The organism is Rhodococcus (subgen. Prescottella) equi (assembly GCF_003013675.1).
Lineage (GTDB): Bacteria > Actinomycetota > Actinomycetes > Mycobacteriales > Mycobacteriaceae > Prescottella > Prescottella equi.
This window is the reverse complement of record NZ_CP027793.1, coordinates 1,740,872-1,759,917: the sequence shown is the minus strand read 5'-3', so window position 1 is coordinate 1,759,917 and position 19,046 is coordinate 1,740,872. Positions and strand designations below refer to the sequence as shown.

Annotated in this window: 16 protein-coding genes; 9 read left to right on the top strand and 7 right to left on the bottom strand. The window is 70.0% G+C overall.

The genetic code is table 11. The annotated features are described in order from the left end of the window. Positions 1-9: 9 nt before the first annotated feature. On the bottom strand, positions 10-1,173 hold the full coding sequence (locus C7H75_RS08420) for an alpha-hydroxy-acid oxidizing protein (protein WP_106851205.1): 1,164 nt from the start codon (positions 1,171-1,173) through the stop codon (positions 10-12). A gap of 132 nt (positions 1,174-1,305) precedes the next feature. Between C7H75_RS08420 and C7H75_RS08415 the strand changes: the two genes are divergently transcribed. The 3 genes from C7H75_RS08415 to C7H75_RS08405 all read left to right on the top strand — a co-directional run bounded on the left by C7H75_RS08415 (position 1,306) and on the right by C7H75_RS08405 (position 4,730). Beyond that, positions 1,306-1,944, top strand: coding sequence for a phosphoribosyltransferase (locus C7H75_RS08415; RefSeq protein WP_005514383.1), 639 nt, complete (start codon positions 1,306-1,308; stop codon positions 1,942-1,944). Positions 1,945-2,042: 98 nt separating this feature from the next. Beyond that, complete coding sequence (locus tag C7H75_RS08410; RefSeq protein ID WP_106851204.1) at positions 2,043-2,777, top strand: DUF8548 family protein; 735 nt, start codon at positions 2,043-2,045, stop codon at positions 2,775-2,777. Between the two features lie 165 nt (positions 2,778-2,942). Further along, positions 2,943-4,730, top strand: coding sequence for an AMP-dependent synthetase/ligase (locus C7H75_RS08405; RefSeq protein ID WP_106851203.1), 1,788 nt, complete (start codon positions 2,943-2,945; stop codon positions 4,728-4,730). 78 nt (positions 4,731-4,808) lie between these two features. Here the strand turns inward: C7H75_RS08405 and C7H75_RS08400 are convergent, their stop codons facing one another. Together C7H75_RS08400 and C7H75_RS08395 are read right to left on the bottom strand one after the other, a co-directional pair. Then, a complete protein-coding gene (locus tag C7H75_RS08400) occupies positions 4,809-5,564 on the bottom strand; it encodes a maleylpyruvate isomerase N-terminal domain-containing protein (RefSeq protein WP_013415434.1) in 756 nt (251 codons plus the stop codon). Then, positions 5,564-6,199 (bottom strand): alpha/beta hydrolase, encoded by a 636-nt coding sequence (locus C7H75_RS08395; protein WP_106851202.1) that lies wholly within the window; start codon positions 6,197-6,199, stop codon positions 5,564-5,566. Before C7H75_RS08395 ends, C7H75_RS08400 begins: the two co-directional genes overlap by 1 nt. Before the next feature lie 100 nt (positions 6,200-6,299). Between C7H75_RS08395 and C7H75_RS08390 the strand changes: the two genes are divergently transcribed. Further along, complete coding sequence (locus tag C7H75_RS08390) at positions 6,300-9,830, top strand: TM0106 family RecB-like putative nuclease (RefSeq protein WP_106851201.1); 3,531 nt, start codon at positions 6,300-6,302, stop codon at positions 9,828-9,830. Here C7H75_RS08390 and C7H75_RS08385 read toward each other — a convergent pair. Both C7H75_RS08385 and C7H75_RS08380 read right to left on the bottom strand, forming a co-directional pair. Beyond that, positions 9,800-10,978 carry an amino acid deaminase/aldolase gene (locus C7H75_RS08385; protein ID WP_005514389.1) on the bottom strand — a complete coding sequence of 393 codons (1,179 nt, stop codon included), beginning with the start codon at positions 10,976-10,978 and terminating at the stop codon, positions 9,800-9,802. The two genes, C7H75_RS08390 and C7H75_RS08385, sit on opposite strands and share 31 nt — an antisense overlap. A gap of 59 nt (positions 10,979-11,037) precedes the next feature. Next, positions 11,038-11,709, bottom strand: a complete 672-nt coding sequence (locus tag C7H75_RS08380) for a TetR/AcrR family transcriptional regulator (protein WP_005514390.1) — start codon at positions 11,707-11,709, stop codon at positions 11,038-11,040. 77 nt (positions 11,710-11,786) lie between these two features. On the opposite strand from C7H75_RS08380, the gene C7H75_RS08375 reads away from it, so the two are divergent. The 3 genes from C7H75_RS08375 (at position 11,787) to C7H75_RS08365 (ending at position 15,750) form a co-directional block, all read left to right on the top strand. Beyond that, positions 11,787-13,097, top strand: a complete 1,311-nt coding sequence (locus C7H75_RS08375; protein ID WP_005514391.1) for a D-arabinono-1,4-lactone oxidase — start codon at positions 11,787-11,789, stop codon at positions 13,095-13,097. A 52-nt stretch (positions 13,098-13,149) separates the two neighbouring features. Next, positions 13,150-14,490 carry an amidase family protein gene (locus tag C7H75_RS08370; protein ID WP_106851200.1) on the top strand — a complete coding sequence of 447 codons (1,341 nt, stop codon included), beginning with the start codon at positions 13,150-13,152 and terminating at the stop codon, positions 14,488-14,490. A gap of 87 nt (positions 14,491-14,577) precedes the next feature. Beyond that, positions 14,578-15,750 carry a thiolase family protein gene (locus C7H75_RS08365; protein WP_013415430.1) on the top strand — a complete coding sequence of 391 codons (1,173 nt, stop codon included), beginning with the start codon at positions 14,578-14,580 and terminating at the stop codon, positions 15,748-15,750. A gap of 61 nt (positions 15,751-15,811) precedes the next feature. Here the strand turns inward: C7H75_RS08365 and C7H75_RS08360 are convergent, their stop codons facing one another. After that, entirely contained in the window at positions 15,812-17,068 is a 1,257-nt protein-coding gene (locus tag C7H75_RS08360) for an MFS transporter (RefSeq protein WP_197535465.1), read from the bottom strand. Positions 17,069-17,092: 24 nt separating this feature from the next. Further along, positions 17,093-17,953, bottom strand: a complete 861-nt coding sequence (locus tag C7H75_RS08355) for a hypothetical protein (protein WP_041674064.1) — start codon at positions 17,951-17,953, stop codon at positions 17,093-17,095. A gap of 210 nt (positions 17,954-18,163) precedes the next feature. On the opposite strand from C7H75_RS08355, the gene C7H75_RS08350 reads away from it, so the two are divergent. Beyond that, a complete protein-coding gene (locus C7H75_RS08350) occupies positions 18,164-18,703 on the top strand; it encodes a Dps family protein (protein WP_013415427.1) in 540 nt (179 codons plus the stop codon). 58 nt (positions 18,704-18,761) lie between these two features. After that, a complete protein-coding gene (gene mbp1, locus C7H75_RS08345) occupies positions 18,762-19,001 on the top strand; it encodes a microaggregate-binding protein 1 (RefSeq protein ID WP_005514401.1) in 240 nt (79 codons plus the stop codon). Positions 19,002-19,046 lie beyond the last annotated feature (45 nt).

Genomic DNA, 19,046 nt, shown 5'->3' with positions numbered 1-19,046 from the left:
GCCTTCCCGTCAAAGGATCTCGGGACCCAGGCGACGGATGTTCTCGCGTACCGCGGCGACGTCCGGGTACCCGTTGACACCCATCAGCAACTCCGCCTCGGCCAGCAGCGTGCGCAGCACGTGGACGAGGCCCGGCACTCCGCCCATCGCGAGGCCGTAGACGTAGGGGCGACCGATCCCGACCATCATGGCCCCCAGCCCGAGCGCCTTCACGACGTCCGAACCCGAGCGCACTCCCGAGTCGAACAGCACCGGCACCCGGCCGTCGCACGCCTCGACGACCGCGGGGAGGGTCTCGAGCGCGGCGATCCCCCCGTTCGCCTGCCGCCCACCGTGATTCGAGCAGTAGATGCCGTCGACGCCGGCGTCGATCGCGCGCCGCGCGTCCTCCGGATGCGAGATCCCCTTGAGGACGATCGGCAGTGTCGTCAGCGAGCGCAACCAGTCCAGATCCGCCCACGTGAGCGAGTTCCCGAAGGTCTGCACCCAGTGCAGCACCGTCAACTGCGGATCGTCCGACCCGACCATGTCCCGGAACACCGGGTCGGACGTGTAGTTCTTCAGGACCTGACCGCGCAGCTGCGGAAAGTTGCCAGTGCACAGGTCGCGCGGGCGCCAGCCCGGGACCCAGGTGTCGAGGGTGACGGTGATTCCCCGGTAGCCGGCGGCTTCGGCCCGCTTGACGAAGCTCTCGGCGAGGTCCCGGTTCTTCGGGGTGTAGAGCTGGAAGAAGCTGGGAACGTCACCCGCATGCGGGACGACGTCCTCGAGCGGATCCTCCATCAGCGTCGAGAACATCGCCGGCACGCCGGTCTGCGCGGACGCCTGTGCGACGGCGATGTCGCCGTGCCGATCGCGGTCGCACAGTCCGATGACGCCGACCGGCGCCATGAAGACGGGGGACGCGAACGTGTGACCCCAGGCCTCGACCGTGAGGTCCGGGGTCTCGGCACCCACCAGCATCCGCGGAAGCAGCCCCCACTGTTCGAACGCCTCGACGTTGCGCCGCTGGGTGGTCTCGTCGCCCGCGCCGCCCGCGACGTACGAGAACAGCGACTCCGACATCGCGGCGGTGGCCCTCGCCTCGAGCGCGCCGTATTCCATCGGGAACTCGGGCACCCGCCCTGCCAGCGCCGCGAGGTAGATCTCGTTCTGATAGCTGCCGAACTGCATGATGGCTCCATCCTGGTGCGAAATGATCGGCGCCGGCGAGGGATTCGATTCCCGACCCGCTGCGCGGCACAGCGTAACCATGCATCGGCGTATCGTCGAGGACGAGGCGAACCATTTCGACGGAGCACGCGAATGCACTACGCAACGCGAGCGAGAGCCGGTCGGGCGCTGACCAAGTCGCTCGGTCACCTACGCGGATCCGATCCGGTCGTGCTCGGACTCCCCCGCGGCGGCGTCCCGGTCGCCTTCGAGATCGCCGACGCTCTCGCCGCGCCACTCGACGTGCTGCTGGTCCGCAAACTGGGCGTGCCGTGGCAGCCGGAACTCGCCATGGGCGCGATCGCCGAGGGCGACTTCGAGGTCCTCAACGAGGACGTCGTCCGCCTCGCGCGGGTGGCGCCGGAGGCCGTGGACGCGGTCCGCGCCGCCGAACGTCGGGAACTGACGCGGCGCGCCGACGTCCTGCGGGGCGGTAGACCGCGGATACCGCTGCGAGGGCGCACCGTGGTCCTCGTCGACGACGGCATGGCGACCGGCGCGACGGCGGCCGTCGCCTGCGTGGCCGCGCGGGCGGAGGGCGCCGAACGAGTTGTCGTCGCGGTTCCGGTCGCGTCGACCGAAGCAGTCGCCCGGCTCGGGGTCACCGCGGACGAGGTGGTGTGCCCCTTCGTCCCGGCCGACCTCGGAGGGGTCGGCGGGGCCTACACCGACTTCCACCAACTGGACGACAGCGAGGTCACCGATCTGTTGTCCCGCGCCGGGCACCGTTGACCGTCCCGCGCCGGGCACCTGTGCCGTGACGGGTGCAACATTCGCCACGGTCCCGCCGATACACGTATCACCAGGCCTCGCACTGTCAGGGAGGAACCGTGAGCGTCTCGCAGCAGCAAGTGCAGACGGTGGCCGCCGCTTGCCGGAGCCGACTCGGTGATCCGTCGGGCTGGGTGGCGCCGGACCAGTACCGGCGCAGCCTCGCACTGTGCATCATCGAGTCCGTGCAGGCCGCCGGTTCGCGCTATGCCGACGCGGGCACGGTCATCGACCGCTACATGGCCTACCGTCGCACGCACACTCCCGGCCCGGTCGACGACGGCGCCCGCGAGCTGCTCCGCACCTTCGAGGAGGCCGGCAGCTCCGACCAGTGGGCCGGGAAGATCGGTAACTACAAGCGCCGGTACTCGGACGGCGCGGCCCCATTACGGGCCGCGGAGATCCAGCGCACGGCCGAGCGCCTGTACACACTTCGCATCGACTCGGTGGGCGATCTGCTCGTCGCCACCCGCGACGAGCGCGCCCGCACCGACCTGCACGACGCCTGGGTCGAGTGCAGCGGCGCGCACGACGACACCACGTGGGAACACCTGCTGCTGCTCGCGGGCGCCCCGCACGCTCAGCACACCGGCGCGATCGACGAGTTCGTCGACTCGGCGCTCGCGGACGGTCCCGGGCTCGCCGACGCTTCCGAAGCGGGCGAACCCTCCGTCCCGCCCACCGAGATCCTGGCCGCGGCGGCGGACACTCTCGGTGTCGCGCCGCCGGCGCTCGAGCACGCCGTGCGGCGCTGGAAGTGCGTGCACGCACATGCCTGCGACACCGTCGCCTGACGCGACACGCCCGCTACCTGCAGAAAGTTAGCAGGACTTACGGTTACAGTTATTTCCGCAGGTGGGGGCACCCAAAGCGGCAAATCGGGCACTTGACCTAGTGCAAAGCGCCTCCGAATGTGATCCAATGCACATCCATCATGTCATTTTCTTGGAGGGGTCAAAGTGCGTGAGTATTCGGTTCCACAGTCGTTCACCATTCCGGAAGACGCGTCCATGGCCGACACTGTGTTCCGGTACGAAGCCGAGTGTCCGAACCTCGTGCCCTTCAAGAAGCCCGGCAACGGCGGCTGGGTGGACGTCACCGCCGCCGAGTTCGCCCAGCAGGTCAAGGCCGTCGCTAAGGGGCTGATGGCGTCCGGCATCGAGCTCGGCGACCGCGTCGCGATCCTCTCGGGTACCCGTTACGAATGGGTCGTTCTCGACTACGCGATCTGGACCGCCGGCGGCTGCACCGTCGCCATCTACGACACGTCTTCCGCGGACCAGGCCCAATGGATCCTCGAGGACTCGGCGACGTCGTTACTCGTGGTCGAGAATTCGAGCCACGCGGAAACGGTCAAGGACGTCGCCGAGGCCGCCACCTCTCTCCGCGAGGTTCTGCAGATCGAGGCCGGCGCGCTCGACGAACTGATCACCCGTGGCAGCGGTATCAGCGACGACGAAGTGCACGAGCGCCGACACCAGGTGCGCGCGTCGTCCCCCGCGACGCTCATCTACACCTCCGGCACCACCGGTCGTCCCAAGGGCGTCCAGCTGACCCACTCCAACTTCTACGCGGAGTCCGCGGCCGTGCAGATCGCACTCGGCGACGCGATGCAGGAGGGCCGGCGCACCCTCATGTTCCTGCCGCTCGCGCACGTGTTCGCCCGGGCCATCTCCTTCGGAGCCTTCGACGCCAAGGTGACCGTCGCCCACACCTCCGATCTGACGACGCTGCTCGACCAGTTCGCGGTGTTCAAGCCGAACTTCATCCTGTCCGTGCCGCGAGTGTTCGAGAAGGTCTACAACTCTGCCAAGCAGAAGGCCGAGGACGGCGGCAAGGGCAAGATCTTCGCCAAGGCCGCCGCGACCGCCATCGCGTGGAGCGAGGCGCAGGACAACGGCGGGGCCGGGCTGGGACTGCGGCTGCGCCACGCGCTGTTCGACAAGCTCGTCTACTCGAAGCTGCGGACGGCACTGGGCGGCGAGTGCGACCGCGCCGTGTCCGGCGGGGCGGCGCTCGGCGCGCGCCTCGGCCACTTCTTCCGCGGCGTCGGTGTCCCCGTGTACGAGGGCTACGGTCTCACCGAGACCAGCGCGGCCATCACGGTCAACACCACCCGCGACCAGAAGGTGGGCACGGTAGGCAAGCCGATCAACGGGCACGCCGCGAAGATCGCCGAGGACGGCGAACTGCTGGTCCGGGGTCCGGTGGTGTTCGGCGGCTACTGGCACAACGAGCAGGCCACCGCGGATGCGATCCGCGACGGCTGGTTCCACACCGGTGACCTCGGCTCGATCGACCCCGAGGGCTACGTGTCGATCACCGGACGCAAGAAGGAGATCATCGTGACCGCCGGCGGCAAGAACGTCGCTCCGGCAGTGCTCGAGGACGCCCTGCGCGCGCACCCGCTGATCAGCCAGTGCCTCGTGGTGGGTGACTCGAAGCCGTTCATCGGTGCGCTCATCACCCTCGACCCGGAGGCGCTGCCGGGCTGGAAGGAGCGCAACGGCCTGGCCGCGGACACGCCGATCTCCGAGCTGGTCAAGCATCCCGAACTGATCGCCGAGATCGACTCCGCCGTCGTCGAGGGCAACCGGAAGGTGTCCAACCCCGAGCAGATCAAGAAGTACCGGATCCTCGAGGTCGACTTCACCGTGGAGACCGGCGAGTTGACGCCCACCCTGAAGCTCAAGCGCAACATCATCCACCAGCAGCATGCCGAGATGATTGAGCGGATCTACACGTAAACCGCGGCAACGATTTTGCGGCCCGGACGCGGTTTCTCCCCGCGTCCGGGCCGCTCTCGTTCCGAAAGCCGTGAAGCGCTACAGCGCCGCGGCACCCAGCAGCGCCCGGGCGACAGCGGCGTCGCCGACGATGTCGAGTCCGTCCAGGGGCCGCCTGCGCCACAGTGTCAGCAACAGTTCCTGCGCCGACCCCCGTAGCGCCACGTCGCCCTTGCGGTGTTCTCGAGTCACCGCGACCGTTCCGCCATCGAATTCGAGGTACCACTCGGCCGCCACCGCGTCGGTTCCGTGGAGGTGGATCGAGTGGCCGTTCACGGTCTCGGGCATGCGCCCCGCATCGGCGAGACGAGCGAGGAACACCGAGACCCACTCGTCGACACCGTCGGCGGCCACCTGCGGATCCAGCGACGGCACGTCCGGCCCGCCACCCGCGCTGATCGCGTCGGAGACGTCGATCCGATGGACCGCCACCTCGTGCGCCTGTCGGCGCACCCACCACGCGACGGGTGCGGGCCCGACCATCGTGGGAACGATGCGATCGGCACCGAGCCGATCGAACTCCGCGAGCACCAGGTCCAGCGCCGCACGGTAGGCGGCGACGCATTCCGGTCCGCGGGGCATGTCGCCGATCCGCCGGATCTCCGACGGCGGCGTCTGCGGGTCCGAACGCAGCGCCGCCGCGACCCACAGGTGCACCTTGCCGGTGTGCCGCAGCACGTGCTCGACGGTCCACTCCGGCACCGTCGGAATCGGTTCCGCGAGTGTCTCGGTCGGGGTGTCTGCCAGCAGGTCGCCCTGAGTGCGTAACGCGGACAGCAGTTGTGGGGTGTCCATCAGCCCACGGTAGCGTCGACGACGAACGCCGCGACGTCGTCGGCGACGACGCGGTGGATCTTTTCGTGCAGCAGGTCGTGGCCGGCGTCGGCGTATTCACGCAGTTCGAGTCCGGGCACCCCGGCCGCCCACGGACGGACGCCGTCGATCGGGGCCAGCCGGTCGTCGATGCCGTGCACCGCGAGCACCGGGAACCCCGGATCCGCGAAATCCGACGTCTCGCGGTGCTGCACAACCGACTTGGGTGTTCCGCACAGCACGGCCGCGCGGAACGGCGCACGGCCGCGTCGCAGCAGGGTCACGGCCACCGCGGCACCGAGGGAATGCCCCATCACCACCAACGGCAGACCCGGCCGATCGGCGACGGCCGACTCGGTCAGCCAGGCCGCGTCGTCCGCCAGATCGGCGAGAAGTCCGGGCGCGCCGGGGGTCCCCTCGGACAGCCCGTGCCCGGCCTGATCGAGGCCCCACATCTCGATGTCGTGTTGTGCGAGTCGTGCGGCGAACCGGTGGTAGTGCCCGGTGTGCTGGCCCATTCCGTGCAGGAACACCACTCCGGCCCGGGGCCGACGATCCCCGGCGAGCGGCCAGCGGCGGTAGTGGATCTGTCCGGTAGCACCGGTGAAGAACGGCATGGGTCCATTGTCCCGGCACGGTTCGCGCGTCCGCGCGCCCCTCCCCCACCTGTCGGTGCGTGGTGACACAATCGCCCGAACCGACCGGGGAGGGAGCGCGATGTTCCTGCAGGGCGACGCAATCGTGTACAGCACCGGGGACCTGACTGCGGCGGCCGCGTGCGAGTTCGCACTGCTGCGCAGGCTCGACGGGCTGCTCGGGTTCGCCACCGGGTCACCAGGTCCGGTAGCCGATCCCGTGCTCGAGCGCGCGTCGCGACTCGGCGCTGCACACGAACGCCGGGTATTCGACGAGTTCGCGGCCCGCCACGGGCGGATCGAGACCATCGCCCGGCCCGAGTTCACGGCCACCGGGTTGTACGACGCCCACCGCGACACGATCGCCGCGGCCGTCGCGGGGGCACCGGTGATCCATCAGGGCACGTTCTTCGACGGACGGTTCCTCGGGTTCTGCGATTTCCTGGTCCGGGAGGACGAGCACGGGGACGACGGCACGTACACGGTGTACGACGCGAAACTGTCGCGCCGCGTCGAGGTTTCCGCGCTGCTCCAGTTGGCGGCGTATGCCGACGCGCTCGACGCCGCCGGTGTCCGTCCCGCGAGAGAAGTGCATCTGCTGCTCGGTGACGGCTCGGACTCGGTGCACGCGCTGGCCGATCTCGTCCCGGTGTACCGGGCACGTCGGGCGGCGCTGCAACGAGTCCTCGACGAGCACCGTGCCGACGACGCCCCTGCCGCGTGGGGTGACGACCGGTACTCGGCGTGCGGCCGGTGCGAGACGTGTGCCCGCGAGATCGAGAGCCGTCGAGATCCCCTGCTGGTGGCGGGCATGCGCGTAGCCACGCGGGACAAGCTCGTGTCAGGTGGCGTGACCACTATCGACGCGCTGGCCACCCGGAACGCACCCGTCCCGGGCCTGTCCGCGGCAACGCTGGACACCCTGCGGTCCCAGGCCGCCCTCCAACTTCGCCAGGAGACGTCGGGTACCGCCGAGTACGAGATCTTCGATGCCGCCGCGCTCGCCGCGCTGCCGCCACCCGATCCGGGCGACATCTACTTCGACTTCGAGGGCGATCCACTGTGGGCGGAGCCCGGTGAGGCCGAGTGGGGCCTGGAGTACCTCTTCGGTGTCCTGGAGGAGCCCACGGCTGGCAGCGCGCCGCTGTTCCGTCCGTTCTGGGCGCACGATCGAGCCGAGGAGCGAAATGCGCTGTCCGCCTTCCTCGAATACGTCCGGGCGCGACGCATCGCGCATCCCGGAATGCACGTCTACCACTACGCGGCATACGAGAAGTCGGCGCTGCTGCGCCTGGCCGGGCGTCACGGCGTCGGCGAGGAGGAGGTCGACGAGTTGCTGCGCGCCGGGATCCTCGTGGACCTCTATCCGATCGTCCGCGCGTCGCTTCGGATCGGCGAACGGTCGTACAGCATCAAGAAGCTCGAGCCGCTGTACCTGGGAGAGGACCTGCGCGACAACGACGTGACGACCGCGGCCGACTCCGTCGTCGCGTACGCGCGCTACTGCGATCTGCGTGATCTCGGTCGGCCGGACGACGCCGCCGACGTGCTCCGTGAGATCCGCGACTACAACGAGGACGACTGCGTCTCCACCCGGGAACTGCGCAATTGGCTGCTGGCCCGTGCCGCCGACCACGGCATCTCGCCCCACTCACGCGAAATCACGCCTCCCGCGTCCGAGCCCGAAGAGGACAGCGCCGCAGAACGCGTCCTGCGCCGTTTCGCCGGTGAGGGACCGGCCTCGGCCCGGACCGGCGAGCAACAGGCTGCGGCGCTCGCGGCCGCCGCAGTCGGGTATCACCGGCGCGAGCGAAAACCGTTCTGGTGGGCGCATTTCGCGCGACTCACCGAACCGGTGGACGACTGGCCCGACACCCGGGACGTGCTTGTCGTCGACCACGCGGAAGTGGTGCAGGGCTGGCACAAGAGCACGCCCCGACAACGGAAGCTGCGCCGACACGTCCGGCTCACCGGTACCTTCGGCACCGGCAGCACGATACGACCCGGCGCCGAAATGTTCCCGCTGTACGAGCGGCCGGTGCCGGGAGCCAAGACCTCGGAACACCCTGGCGGGCGCGCGTGGTCGACGGCCGTCGTGTCGTCTGTGGACACGAACGCGGACTTCGACGACGTCGTGGTCGTGGAGGAGACACTCACCGGCGACGTCGAATACGACGCCACACCGATGGCGCTCGCCCCGGGGCACCCGGTCGCGACGGCCCGGATCGACCGCGCCGTCGAGGAGTTCGCGGGGGCCATGGCGTCGGCCCTGCCCGTGTCACCCGCGAACGCGGCAACGGACGTCCTGCGCCGGGTTCCTCCGCGGCTGCGCAGCGGATCCGGACTGCCGGCGATCGCGGGGTGCGACCCGGCGACCGCCATCGCCACCGCGCTCGTCGATCTCGACGACTCGTACCTCGCGGTGCAGGGGCCACCGGGTACCGGCAAGACGTACACCGGGGGGCGGGTCGTCGCGTCTCTCGTCGCCGAACACGGATGGCGGATCGGTGTGGTCGCCCAGTCGCACTCGGTGGTGGAGAACATGCTGGATGCCGTGGTCGACGCGGGGCTCGACGGCTCGATGGTCGCGAAGAAGGCCGACGCCGCGCCGGGCCGCCGGTGGACCGCCCTCGCCACCACCGAGTACCCCCGCTTCCTCGCGGACGCCACCGCCGGTTGCGTGATCGGCGGGACGGCTTGGGACTTCGCGCATTCCGGCCGCGTGCCGGTCGGCAGCCTCGATCTGCTGGTGATCGACGAGGCCGGACAGTTCTCGCTCGCGAACACGATCGCGGTGAGCGCGGCCGCCCGCAATCTGCTCCTTCTCGGGGACCCGCAGCAACTTCCGCAGGTCAGCCAGGGCACCCATCCGGAGCCGGTCGACGAGTCCGCACTGGGTTGGCTCGCCGCGGGCCGCGATTCGCTGCCCCGCGACCGTGGCTACTTCCTCGAACGGACGTGGCGCATGCATCCCGCGCTGTGCGAGCGGGTCTCCCAGCTGTCGTACGAGGGCCGGCTCCACTCGGAGGAGACGGTGACGACCGCGCGACGCCTCGCGGGCCTCGGCCCCGGAGTGCACGTCGAGATCGTCGAGCACGACGGCAGATCGACCGATTCCCCCGAGGAATCCGCGGCGATCGTCGCCCGGATCCGGGAACTTCTCGGCCGAGCCTGGACCGATCCGAGCGACTTCGCCGGCACCCGGCCGCTCGGCCAGGCCGACGTCCTCGTCGTCGCTCCCTTCAACGCGCAGGTTGCACGGCTCCGGCAGGATCTCGCGGCCGCAGGACTGCCCGATGTCCTCGTCGGAACCGTCGACAAGTTCCAGGGACGTCAGGCGGCGGTCGTCCTCGTGTCGATGACGGCGTCGGCGGCCACCGACGCTCCTCGCGGGATGTCGTTCCTGTTGTCCCGCAATCGGCTGAACGTCGCGGTGTCGCGCGCCAAGTGGTGCGCGATCGTCGTGCGCTCGCGCACGTTCACGCACTACCTGCCGCCCACCCCCACCGCCCTCGCCGAACTGGGCGCCTTCCTGCGATTGGCGCCCGAGCCGGCCGGGGACCGCGACCGCGAGTCACCGGGTCAGCCGAAGCACATTCCTTCGCCGCGGTAGGTCGGGGTCGCCGTGGCGCGCCCGTCCTCGTCCACGAGGTGAACCTGGGTGAAGCGCTCGCACAGCTCGCCGGCCTTCGCGTGCCGGAACCACACCCGGTCCCCGACGGCGAGTTCGGCTGCGGCGGCGCCCGTCACCGGGGTCTGCACCTCGCCGGCGCCCTCGTTGCGCAGCAACGTCAATCCGGTCGGCCACACCGGCGCCGGTACGCGCGTCTTCCCCGCGGGACCCGACGCGATGTAGCCGCCGCCGAACAGCGTGGTGATCTTCGGGGTCGGCTTCCGGACCGCGGGCAGCGCGAAGAACATGGCCGGTCGCGGCCTGAACGAGTGGTAGCGGTCGAACAGGGTGGGCACGTACAGGCCGGAGCCCGCGGTGACCTCGGTGACGACCGAATCGGCCGAACTCACCTCGATCGAGCCGGTCCCACCGCTGTTGACGATCTCGAGCCGCCCGACCTCTGCGGTGACGGCGTCGACGACAGCCGTTCGCCGCGTGGACAGTTCGGCCGCGGACGCCTTCTTCACCATCCGCACCGCGAAGCTGGTGTCGGGTAGACCGGCGATCTGTGCCTCGTAGAACATGACACCGACGACGGCGAATCCCCGATCGGCCGCGGTCCGGGCGAGCCGGGCCACCTGGCCCGGCTCACGCAGCGGCGACCGCCGCACCCCGAGGTGCGCCGGTCCGAGCCGCAGCGAGGCGTCGACGTCGAGACAGATCCTCGGCCGCACACCGGCGGAGCCGACCGCGTCGCGGATCAGGTCCAGCTGCGCGACGTCGTCGACCATGAGCGTGATGCGTCCGAGCAGTGCGCTGTCGGAACCGAGTTCGGCGAGCGCGCCCCGATCCACCGTCGGGTAGCCCATCAGCACGTCTTCCGCGCCCTGCCGCGCCAGCCATACGGCCTCCCGCAGCGAGTACGCCATGATGCCCCGGAAGCCGCCCGACGCGGTCAGGCCGGAGCCGAGCGCGATCTCGAGGACGGCTCGGCACCGCACCGACTTGCTCGCGACCCGTACCGGCGTACCCTCCGCGCGCCGCACCAGGTCTTCCGCGTTCGTACGCAACGTCGCGAGATCGAGGGCCGCCAAGGGCGGATCGAGGCTCGCGGTCGCGGCGTTGAGACGGTCGATCGTCGCAGTCACATCAGTTCCGTTCGTCGGTCCCGTCGAACACACGGGAGGCAGGCGTCCGGATCAGTCGATCACTCTCCTGAACGATTGTCCAGGTCCGTACCCGCCTCGACGGCCTTGCTGCCGACGATGCGAACCAGGTCGTCGAGTTCGGTGAGGATCGCGGCGCTGTCGCGATCGACCAGCCAGCGCAGGACGATTCCGTCGATGACGGCGAGCGCGAAACGCGCGATCGCCTCCACCGGCTCGGTCCACGTGCAACCCGTCCGCCGCGCGCTCTCCTCGAGGAACACGGTGGCCTCGATGTCCATGACCCGGTACTGCTCGTCGGCGACGCTCCCGGCGAGCGGCGCGCCGGCCGCACGATGGCGCAGCGCGTAGGCGGTGATCTCGTAGGTGAGCAACTGACGATCGGCCGTGGCCTCGATCAGGGGCCACATGCCGGTCAGGCCGGTGTGCAGCACCTCGCGCAGGTCGCGGAGTCCGCTGAGCTCCTGCGTGTCCCACACCGACGCGAACGCCTCGCGCATGCCCCCGCTGAGCTGCAGCACCAGACTCTCGGCCATGGCCGCGACCAGCGCCTCCTTGCTCTCGAAGCAGTAGTGCACCACCCCGAGCGAGACCCCCGCCTCCTCGGCCACGGCACGGATCGTCACTGCCGCAATGCCACCCCGTTCGGCAATGTTCAACGCCGCTTCGACGAGCTGGGCGCGGCGCTCTTCCGCTGGAAGCCGATTCAACATCCCATGATCGTAAAACCCGGAGACGAAATTTCGTGTCTCATTTGCCTGGACGCTCGTCCAGGTGAATAGTTGCGGGAATGGCACAGGACACGTGGCGCAACTGGGCGGGGACCCACTCGTCGACACCTCACCGATTCGAGACCCCTCGATCGGTAGCCGAACTGAGCACGCTGGTCGCGCAGGCGACAGAGCAGGGATTACGCGTCAAAGCCGTGGGGGCGGGCCATTCGTTCACCGGGGTGGCCGTCACCGACGGCGTCCTCGTCAGCCTCGACAACATCTGTGGCATCGAGTCGGTCCGGCAGACGCCGGAAGGCCCGGTCGCCACGGTGCTGGCCGGGACACGTCTGCGCAGCCTCAACGAGCAGTTGTGGGAGCGCGGGCTGGCGATGATCAACCTCGGCGACATCGACGTGCAGTCGATCGCCGGCGCTCTCGGGACCGGCACCCACGGAACCGGCGCCCGCTTCGGCGGCCTGGCGACGCTGATCCGCGGACTGCAGATCGTGCTCGCCGACGGCACCGTTGCGGACTGCTCGGAGACGGAGAATCCCGAGCTCTACCAGGCCGCCCGGATCGGGCTCGGCGCGTTCGGCATCATCACCAAGCTCGACCTGGCGGTCACCTCGGCCTACGCGCTGCGCGCGGTCGAGGGCCCGGCCCGGCTCGACGAAACACTCGACGGACTCGAACACGATCTCGCGACCGTCGACCACTTCGAGTTCTACTGGTTCCCGCACACCAATCGCGTACTGACGAAACGCAACACCCGACTCCCGGGCGACACACCGTTGGAACCGGTGAGCCGGATCCGTGGCTTCCTCGACGACGAGTTGATGTCGAACACGCTCTTCGAGGGCATCAACCGGATCACCACGGCTTTCCCGGCGGCGATTCCGCAGATCAACCAGATCTCGGCGCGCGCGCTGTCGGCGCGGCAGTTCGTCGACCGCAGCTACCACGTGTTCGCGTCGCCGCGCCGGGTGCGTTTCCGCGAGATGGAGTACGCGGTGCCGGTCGAGACCGTCAAGGACACGTTGCGGGAGATCTCGACCTGGCTCGATCGGTCCGGCTGCAACATCGCGTTCCCCGTCGAGGTGCGCTTCGCGCCCGGCGACGACGTGTGGCTGTCGACCGCGAACGGTCGTGACAGCGCGTACATCGCGGTGCACCAGTACCACCGGCGCGATCACCGCGAGTACTTCGACGCGGTCGAGGCGATCGCGCGCGCTGTCGACGGTCGCCCGCACTGGGGCAAGATGCACGGGCGCACCGCCGACGATCTGCGTCCGACGTACGCACGCTTCGACGACTTCTGCACGGTGCGCGACAAGCACGACCCCGCGCGCACGTTCGACAACGCCTACCTCCGACAGGTTCTGGCCTGACACGGCCTCGATCGACCGAATTACCGGTCGGCGCATGGCTAGTCTGAGCGATGTGCCGACCGGACCGGAGCGACCACGACTCGATCGCCGCGCGTTCCTCCGCGCGAGCGCGGTGGCCGTGATCGCAGGTGGGGCCACCCTGGCGGCGGGTTGCGGCGACGGACCCGAGGATCCCGGCGTTCCGCCGCTGCCGGGCGGGAACGTCGTCCCCGAAGACAAGTCGATCTGGCGGGTCATGGGCGATCCGCTCGTTCCCGCAACCGGTTCCGGCCCCACGAGCGGCCTACGCGTCGCCGTCACCGACCTCTTCGCGATCGAGGGACAGCGCATCGGCGCCGGCAACCCGGCCTGGCTCGGTCAGGCGGCGACGGAGACCGCGACGGCCGACAGCGTGGCTCGTCTGCTCGCGGGAGGCGCGACGGTCGCCGGTATCGCGCAGACCGTCGGCTTCGGGTTCGGGCACTCGGGAATCAACACGTCGTACGGGACGCCGCCGAACGCGGCCGCCTCGGGACGCGTCCCCGGCGGCGCGACGTCCGGGGCGTCGACCGCGGTGGCCCGCCGCACGGCGACCGTCGGCCTGGGTCCGGACACCACCGGGTCGATCCGGATCCCCGCCGCCTACCAGGGGCTGTACGGGTTCGGCCCCACGCACGGTGCGGTCTCGACGGCCGGGGCGATGCCGCTCTCGCGAACCTTCGACAACGTCGGCTGGGTGTGCGCCGACGCGCCGACACTCGCCACCGTCGGCGATGCCCTCCTCCCCTCCGCACCCGAGATCGAGTTCGACGCGGCCGTCACCTGGCCGGGACTGCTCGCCGTCGCCGACGCCGACGTCCAGCCCGCGGTGCGTGCCGCGCTGGCGCAGTGGAAGCGGTCCGGTCTGCCGCCGCTCACCGAGGAGGACCTCGACATCGCCGCGCTGCCCGACTGGTACGACGCGGTCGTCGCCGTACAGGGATACGAGGCGTGGCAGCAGTACGGCGGCTGGGTGTCCACCGCGACCGGTTCGGTCACGGACGAGGCTCGGGTGAACTTCCTTGCCGCATCCAAGGTTTCGGCGTCCACGTACGACCGCAGCCTGGCCGACGTACGCCGGGCCGCGCAGACCGTCCGCGACTTCCTCGGCTCCCGGGTGCTGCTGCTGCCGACCACGGGATCGGCGGCGCCGGCGTCCTCCGACGACCCCGGAAGCGTCCACCTCGCCGCCACGCTGCGCACCACGGGACTGCTGATCACGGTGGCGACCGTCGCCGGACTGCCGGTGGCCACCGTTCCGGTGCGGTCCGAAGGGGGCTTACCGGTGGGGCTCTCGGTGATCGGTCCCGCCGGGCGTGACCGGGACGTGCTCGCGCTGGTCGGCCGAATCGTCCGGGCCGGCGTCGCAGTGTGACGAACGGCGTTACCGACGGCCGGTCATCAGCACATTTCTTGAACTGATTACACTCGATCCACTTACCTTCGGAGAGAGTGAGGCGACATGCGTGACGCAGTAATCGTCGAGGCAGTACGTACCCCCATCGGCAAGCGCAAGGGTTCACTTGCGGATGTGCACGCGGTGGAGCTGTCCGCCCACGTGCTCCGCTCGATCGCTCAGCGCACCGGGATCGATCCCGCGATCGTCGACGACGTGTACTGGGGCAACGTCAACAGCGTCGGCATGCAGACGGGCAACATCGGCCGCATGGCCGTCCTCGGCGCCGGCTGGCCCGAGTCCGTTCCCGGCCTGACCGTCGACCGCCAGTGCGGCTCGTCGCAGCAGACCATCTCGATGGCCGCCGCGTCGGTCATCTCCGGGCAGGCCGACGTCATCGTCGCCGGCGGTGTCGAGATGATGACCTCGGTTCCGCTCGGCTCCTCGAACGTCCCCGGTACCGGCGATTCCGCCGGCCCGGCCCGTGAGCGCTACGCCGCGCAGCTCGAGGCGCCCGGCTTCAACGGCCGCTTCAACCAGGGCGTCGGCTCCGAGCTGATCGCGCAGCAGTGGAACATCTCCCGCGCGCAGCTCGACGAGTACTCGGTGGCCTCGCACGAGCGCGCCGCCGCCGCACAGGACGCCGGCGCCTTCGACGCCGAGATCGCGCCCTTCACGCTGGCCGACGGCACCGTGTTCTCCGCCGACGAGGGCATCCGCCGCGGTTCCACGACCGAGAAGCTCGGGCAGCTGAAGTCGCCGTTCCTCGAGGGTGGCGTCATCACCGCCGGCAGCGCGTCGCAGATCTCCGACGGTGCCGCCGCGGTGCTGGTGATGACCTCGGAGAAGGCCAAGGCCCTGGGCCTGACGCCGCTCGCGCGCATCCACACCGCCGTCGTCGCCGGCGACGACCCGGTCAAGATGCTGACCGGGCCGATCCCGGCGACCGCGCTGGCACTGAAGAAGTCGGGACTGTCGATCGACGACATCGACGCCTTCGAGGTCAACGAGGCGTTCGCCTCGGTGCCCATGGCGTGGCAGCTCGAGACCGGCGCGTCGATGGACAAGATGAACCCGCTGGGTGGCGCGATCGCCCTCGGCCACCCGCTGGGCGGTTCGGGTGCACGTCTCGCCGCGACGCTGGTGCATCACCTGCAGCGCACCGGCGGCCGCTACGGCCTGCAGACGATGTGTGAGGGTGGCGGCACCGCGAACGCCACCATCTACGAGCGCATCTGACGCGCGACGCGAACAGTGAAGGCGGCCGCCCCTGCAAAGGGTCGGCCGCCTTCGGCGTTCCTCAGGACCGACGCGCGTGCACCGCGAGCGCCGGGACGATCAGCAGGGAGACCAGCCCACCGAGGATTGCCAGCCAGCCGTAGCTCGCGGCTCCGACGACCATGCCCGACGTCAATCCGCCGCCGGCGCCGGCGATAGCGATCGTGAGGTCCACGGTCCCCTGGGTGCGGGCGCGGGTGGCGATCGGCACGGAGTCGGTGATGATCGCGGTTCCGCTGACGAGTCCGAAGTTCCAGCCCAGGCCGAGAAGGGCGAGTGCGACGGCGAGCGCGGGGACCGACTCCGCCGGCGCCGCCGCGGCAGTGACACCGGCGGCCAGCATGGTCAGCGCGGCTGCGCCCGCGGCCGGACGCGGGCCGAACCGGTCCGCGAGTCGTCCCGACAGCGGCGACGGCAGGTACATCGCCGCGACGTGGATCGCGATGACCAGCCCTGCGGCGCCCGTGCCGTGACCGTGGTGGAGCATGTGGATCGGGGTCATCGTCATGACCGCAACCATCACGAGTTGGGTGAGGACCATGACCGTCGCTCCGAGGGTCACCGACGGGCTCCAGGTCCGGGCCGCCGCCTCCTCGTCCGCACTGCCCGCGGCGCTCGAGACGAATTCGCCCGCCGCGGCGTCGATGTCGCGGGCGAGCAACAAGGGATCCGGTCGCAGCATCGACCACAACACCGCCGCGGCCGCCGCGTACGCGACGGCCGCCAGGATGAACGGCCCTGCGAGCGCGGGGATTCCGAGGCCGTCGGCGACACGGCCCATCACCGTCACCAGATTCGGGCCCACGACGGCGCCGAGGGTCGTCGCGACGAGCACGGTGCTCACCGCCCGGCCACGATGCGCGGGCTCGGCCAGATCGGCTCCTGCATAACGCGCCTGCAGATTTGTCGCCGTCCCCGCCCCGTAGACGAACAGCGCGATCAGCAGCAACACGACGTTGTCGACCGCGGCCGCGGCCACCACGCCCACGCTGCCGAGGGCGCCGACGCCGTATCCCGCGGCCAGGCCGGCCCGGCGACCGAGGCGTTGCGAGAGCCTACCGACGGCCACCGCCGCCGCGGCGGAGCCGATCGTGAACAGCGCACTGGGGACGCCCGCGAGCCCGGTACCGCCCAGCATGTCCTGGGCGAGCAGGGCACCGACGGTGATCCCGGCAGCGAGCCCGGCACCGCTGAGGATCTGCGCGGTCACCAGCACCGCCAGCACCCGGCGCTGGGCGCCCGCGACATCGGGCGTCGTCGTCACATTCTCCGAGGTCACGACACGAGATCCTAGCGACGGCGCTCAGCGCAGTTCGGCGACCGCAGCGTCCGCGTCGGCAACGCGCCGGTCCGCGTGCTCGGCGGCATCGTGTGCGGTGGCGAGCGCGTCCACGGCCGCGACCTCCGCTCGCGTCAGGAACTCCGCACGCTCCTCGAGCTGCGCGAGTTCACGTCGCACGCTCTGCAGACGTCGTTCCCCGTCGGCCACGTCGGACCGGATGCGCGCCAACTCGTCCTCGGCCGCCGACAGCGCCTCCTGTGCGGCCTCCGCTTCGGCCCTGGCCGCGGCCGCCGCGAGCTGCGCGCGCTCGCGCTCCGCCGCGCGCTCGGCCTCACGCCCGCCCTCGCCCTCGCTCTCGCGGTTGCCGGGATGCGACTCGGGCCGGTCCTCGACGGCCTCGAGCCCGGACGGGCCGAAGCCGCTGTAGGTGGCTGCGCCCAGCAATCGACCTCGACGTACGGTGTCGGCGAGTTCGCGGTCGGCCATCGCCGCGTGCAGGGTTTGCGAAACCTCCCGCAGCGCAGATTCGTTCAGCGCTCGGCCGTGCTCGCGCACGAGCTTCTGCGCCCGCGTCGTGAGCGAACGCACCAACCGCTGCCGCTGCTCGGTGAGCCCGCGCAGGGTCTCGGCATCGAGTCGGCGCTGCGCCCTCTGGAGTGCGTCGCCCAGCGCGAGGACGGCGTCGACCTCGTCCGGCAGTTCACGCGCCAGGAGGTTGACAGCCCACCCCACCACCGTCGGCTTCTTCAGGCGGGCGATCGCGGTGGCAGCCTCTCGGTCCTTCGACGCCTTCGCCTCCGCGACCCGAGTGGTCCGGGCCGCGACGAAGCCGGAGGGATCGAGCGCGTACAGCTCGTCGGCCACCTGGTCGACATTCGTCATCGGTCGATCTTGACACCGGTATGCACGCTCGACCAGCAGGCCGAACACCCCGCTCGACCTGCGGCAACTTATCTGCCGTGCGCGACATAGATTTTGTAGTACGGTTGGAGACGACAACATCACTTCTCCGAATAAGGGTTGCATCCGGCGAATCGGATGCATGAACCCCGCGGCGAAGGGGAATACCTGGAGAGGACGAAAGGACAGACGATGACGAACTTCACGGTTCCGGGACTGACCGCCGAACAGGGCTCCGAAGTCGCCCAGACTCTGCAGAACCGGCTCAGCGCCTACAACGATCTGCATCTGACCCTCAAGCACATCCATTGGAACGTCGTCGGACCCAACTTCATCGGCGTGCACGAGATGATCGACCCGCAGGTGGAACTGGTCCGCGGGTACGCGGACGCGGCGGCCGAGCGCATCGCCGCTCTCGGCGCCTCCCCCAAGGGCACGCCGGGCGCCATCGAGAAGGACCGGTCGTGGGACGACTACTCGGTCGGCCGCGACAGCGCGCAGGCCCACCTCGCGGCGCTCGACCTGGTCTACACCGGACTGATCGAGGACAACCGGAAGGCGATCGGCAAGGTCGGCGAGATCGATCCCATCACCGAGGACATGCTGATCGGTCAGACGGCGGAACTCGAGAAGTTCCAGTGGTTCGTCCGCGCCCACCTCGAGAACTCCGGCGGGCAACTCGCGAACGAGGGCGAACCCACCGAGAAGAAGGCGGCCGCTGCGGCCCGCTGATCCACCCGACCGAAACGATCCACCCGACCGTCAACTCCCCGAGGGGAAAGGAACCGCGATGACCGAACAGCGCAAGAGTGGGCCCGCTGAAGCCGTCGAAGGCGTCGTCGAAGGCATCAAGGGCAAGGTGAAGGAAGTTGCCGGCGCCGTGACCGGACAGGACTCGCTGCGCCGCGAGGGCGAGGCCCAGCAGGACAAGGCAGAAGCGCAGCGCGAGGTCGCTCAGAAGGAAGCCGAGGCCGAGAAGGCCCGAGCCGAAGCCTCCGCGCAGGAAGCGCGCCAGCGCGCCGAGCAGTAGACACGCGCCGGACGAATCCTGGTCCGGGTGCCGGTCGGGGGTGCC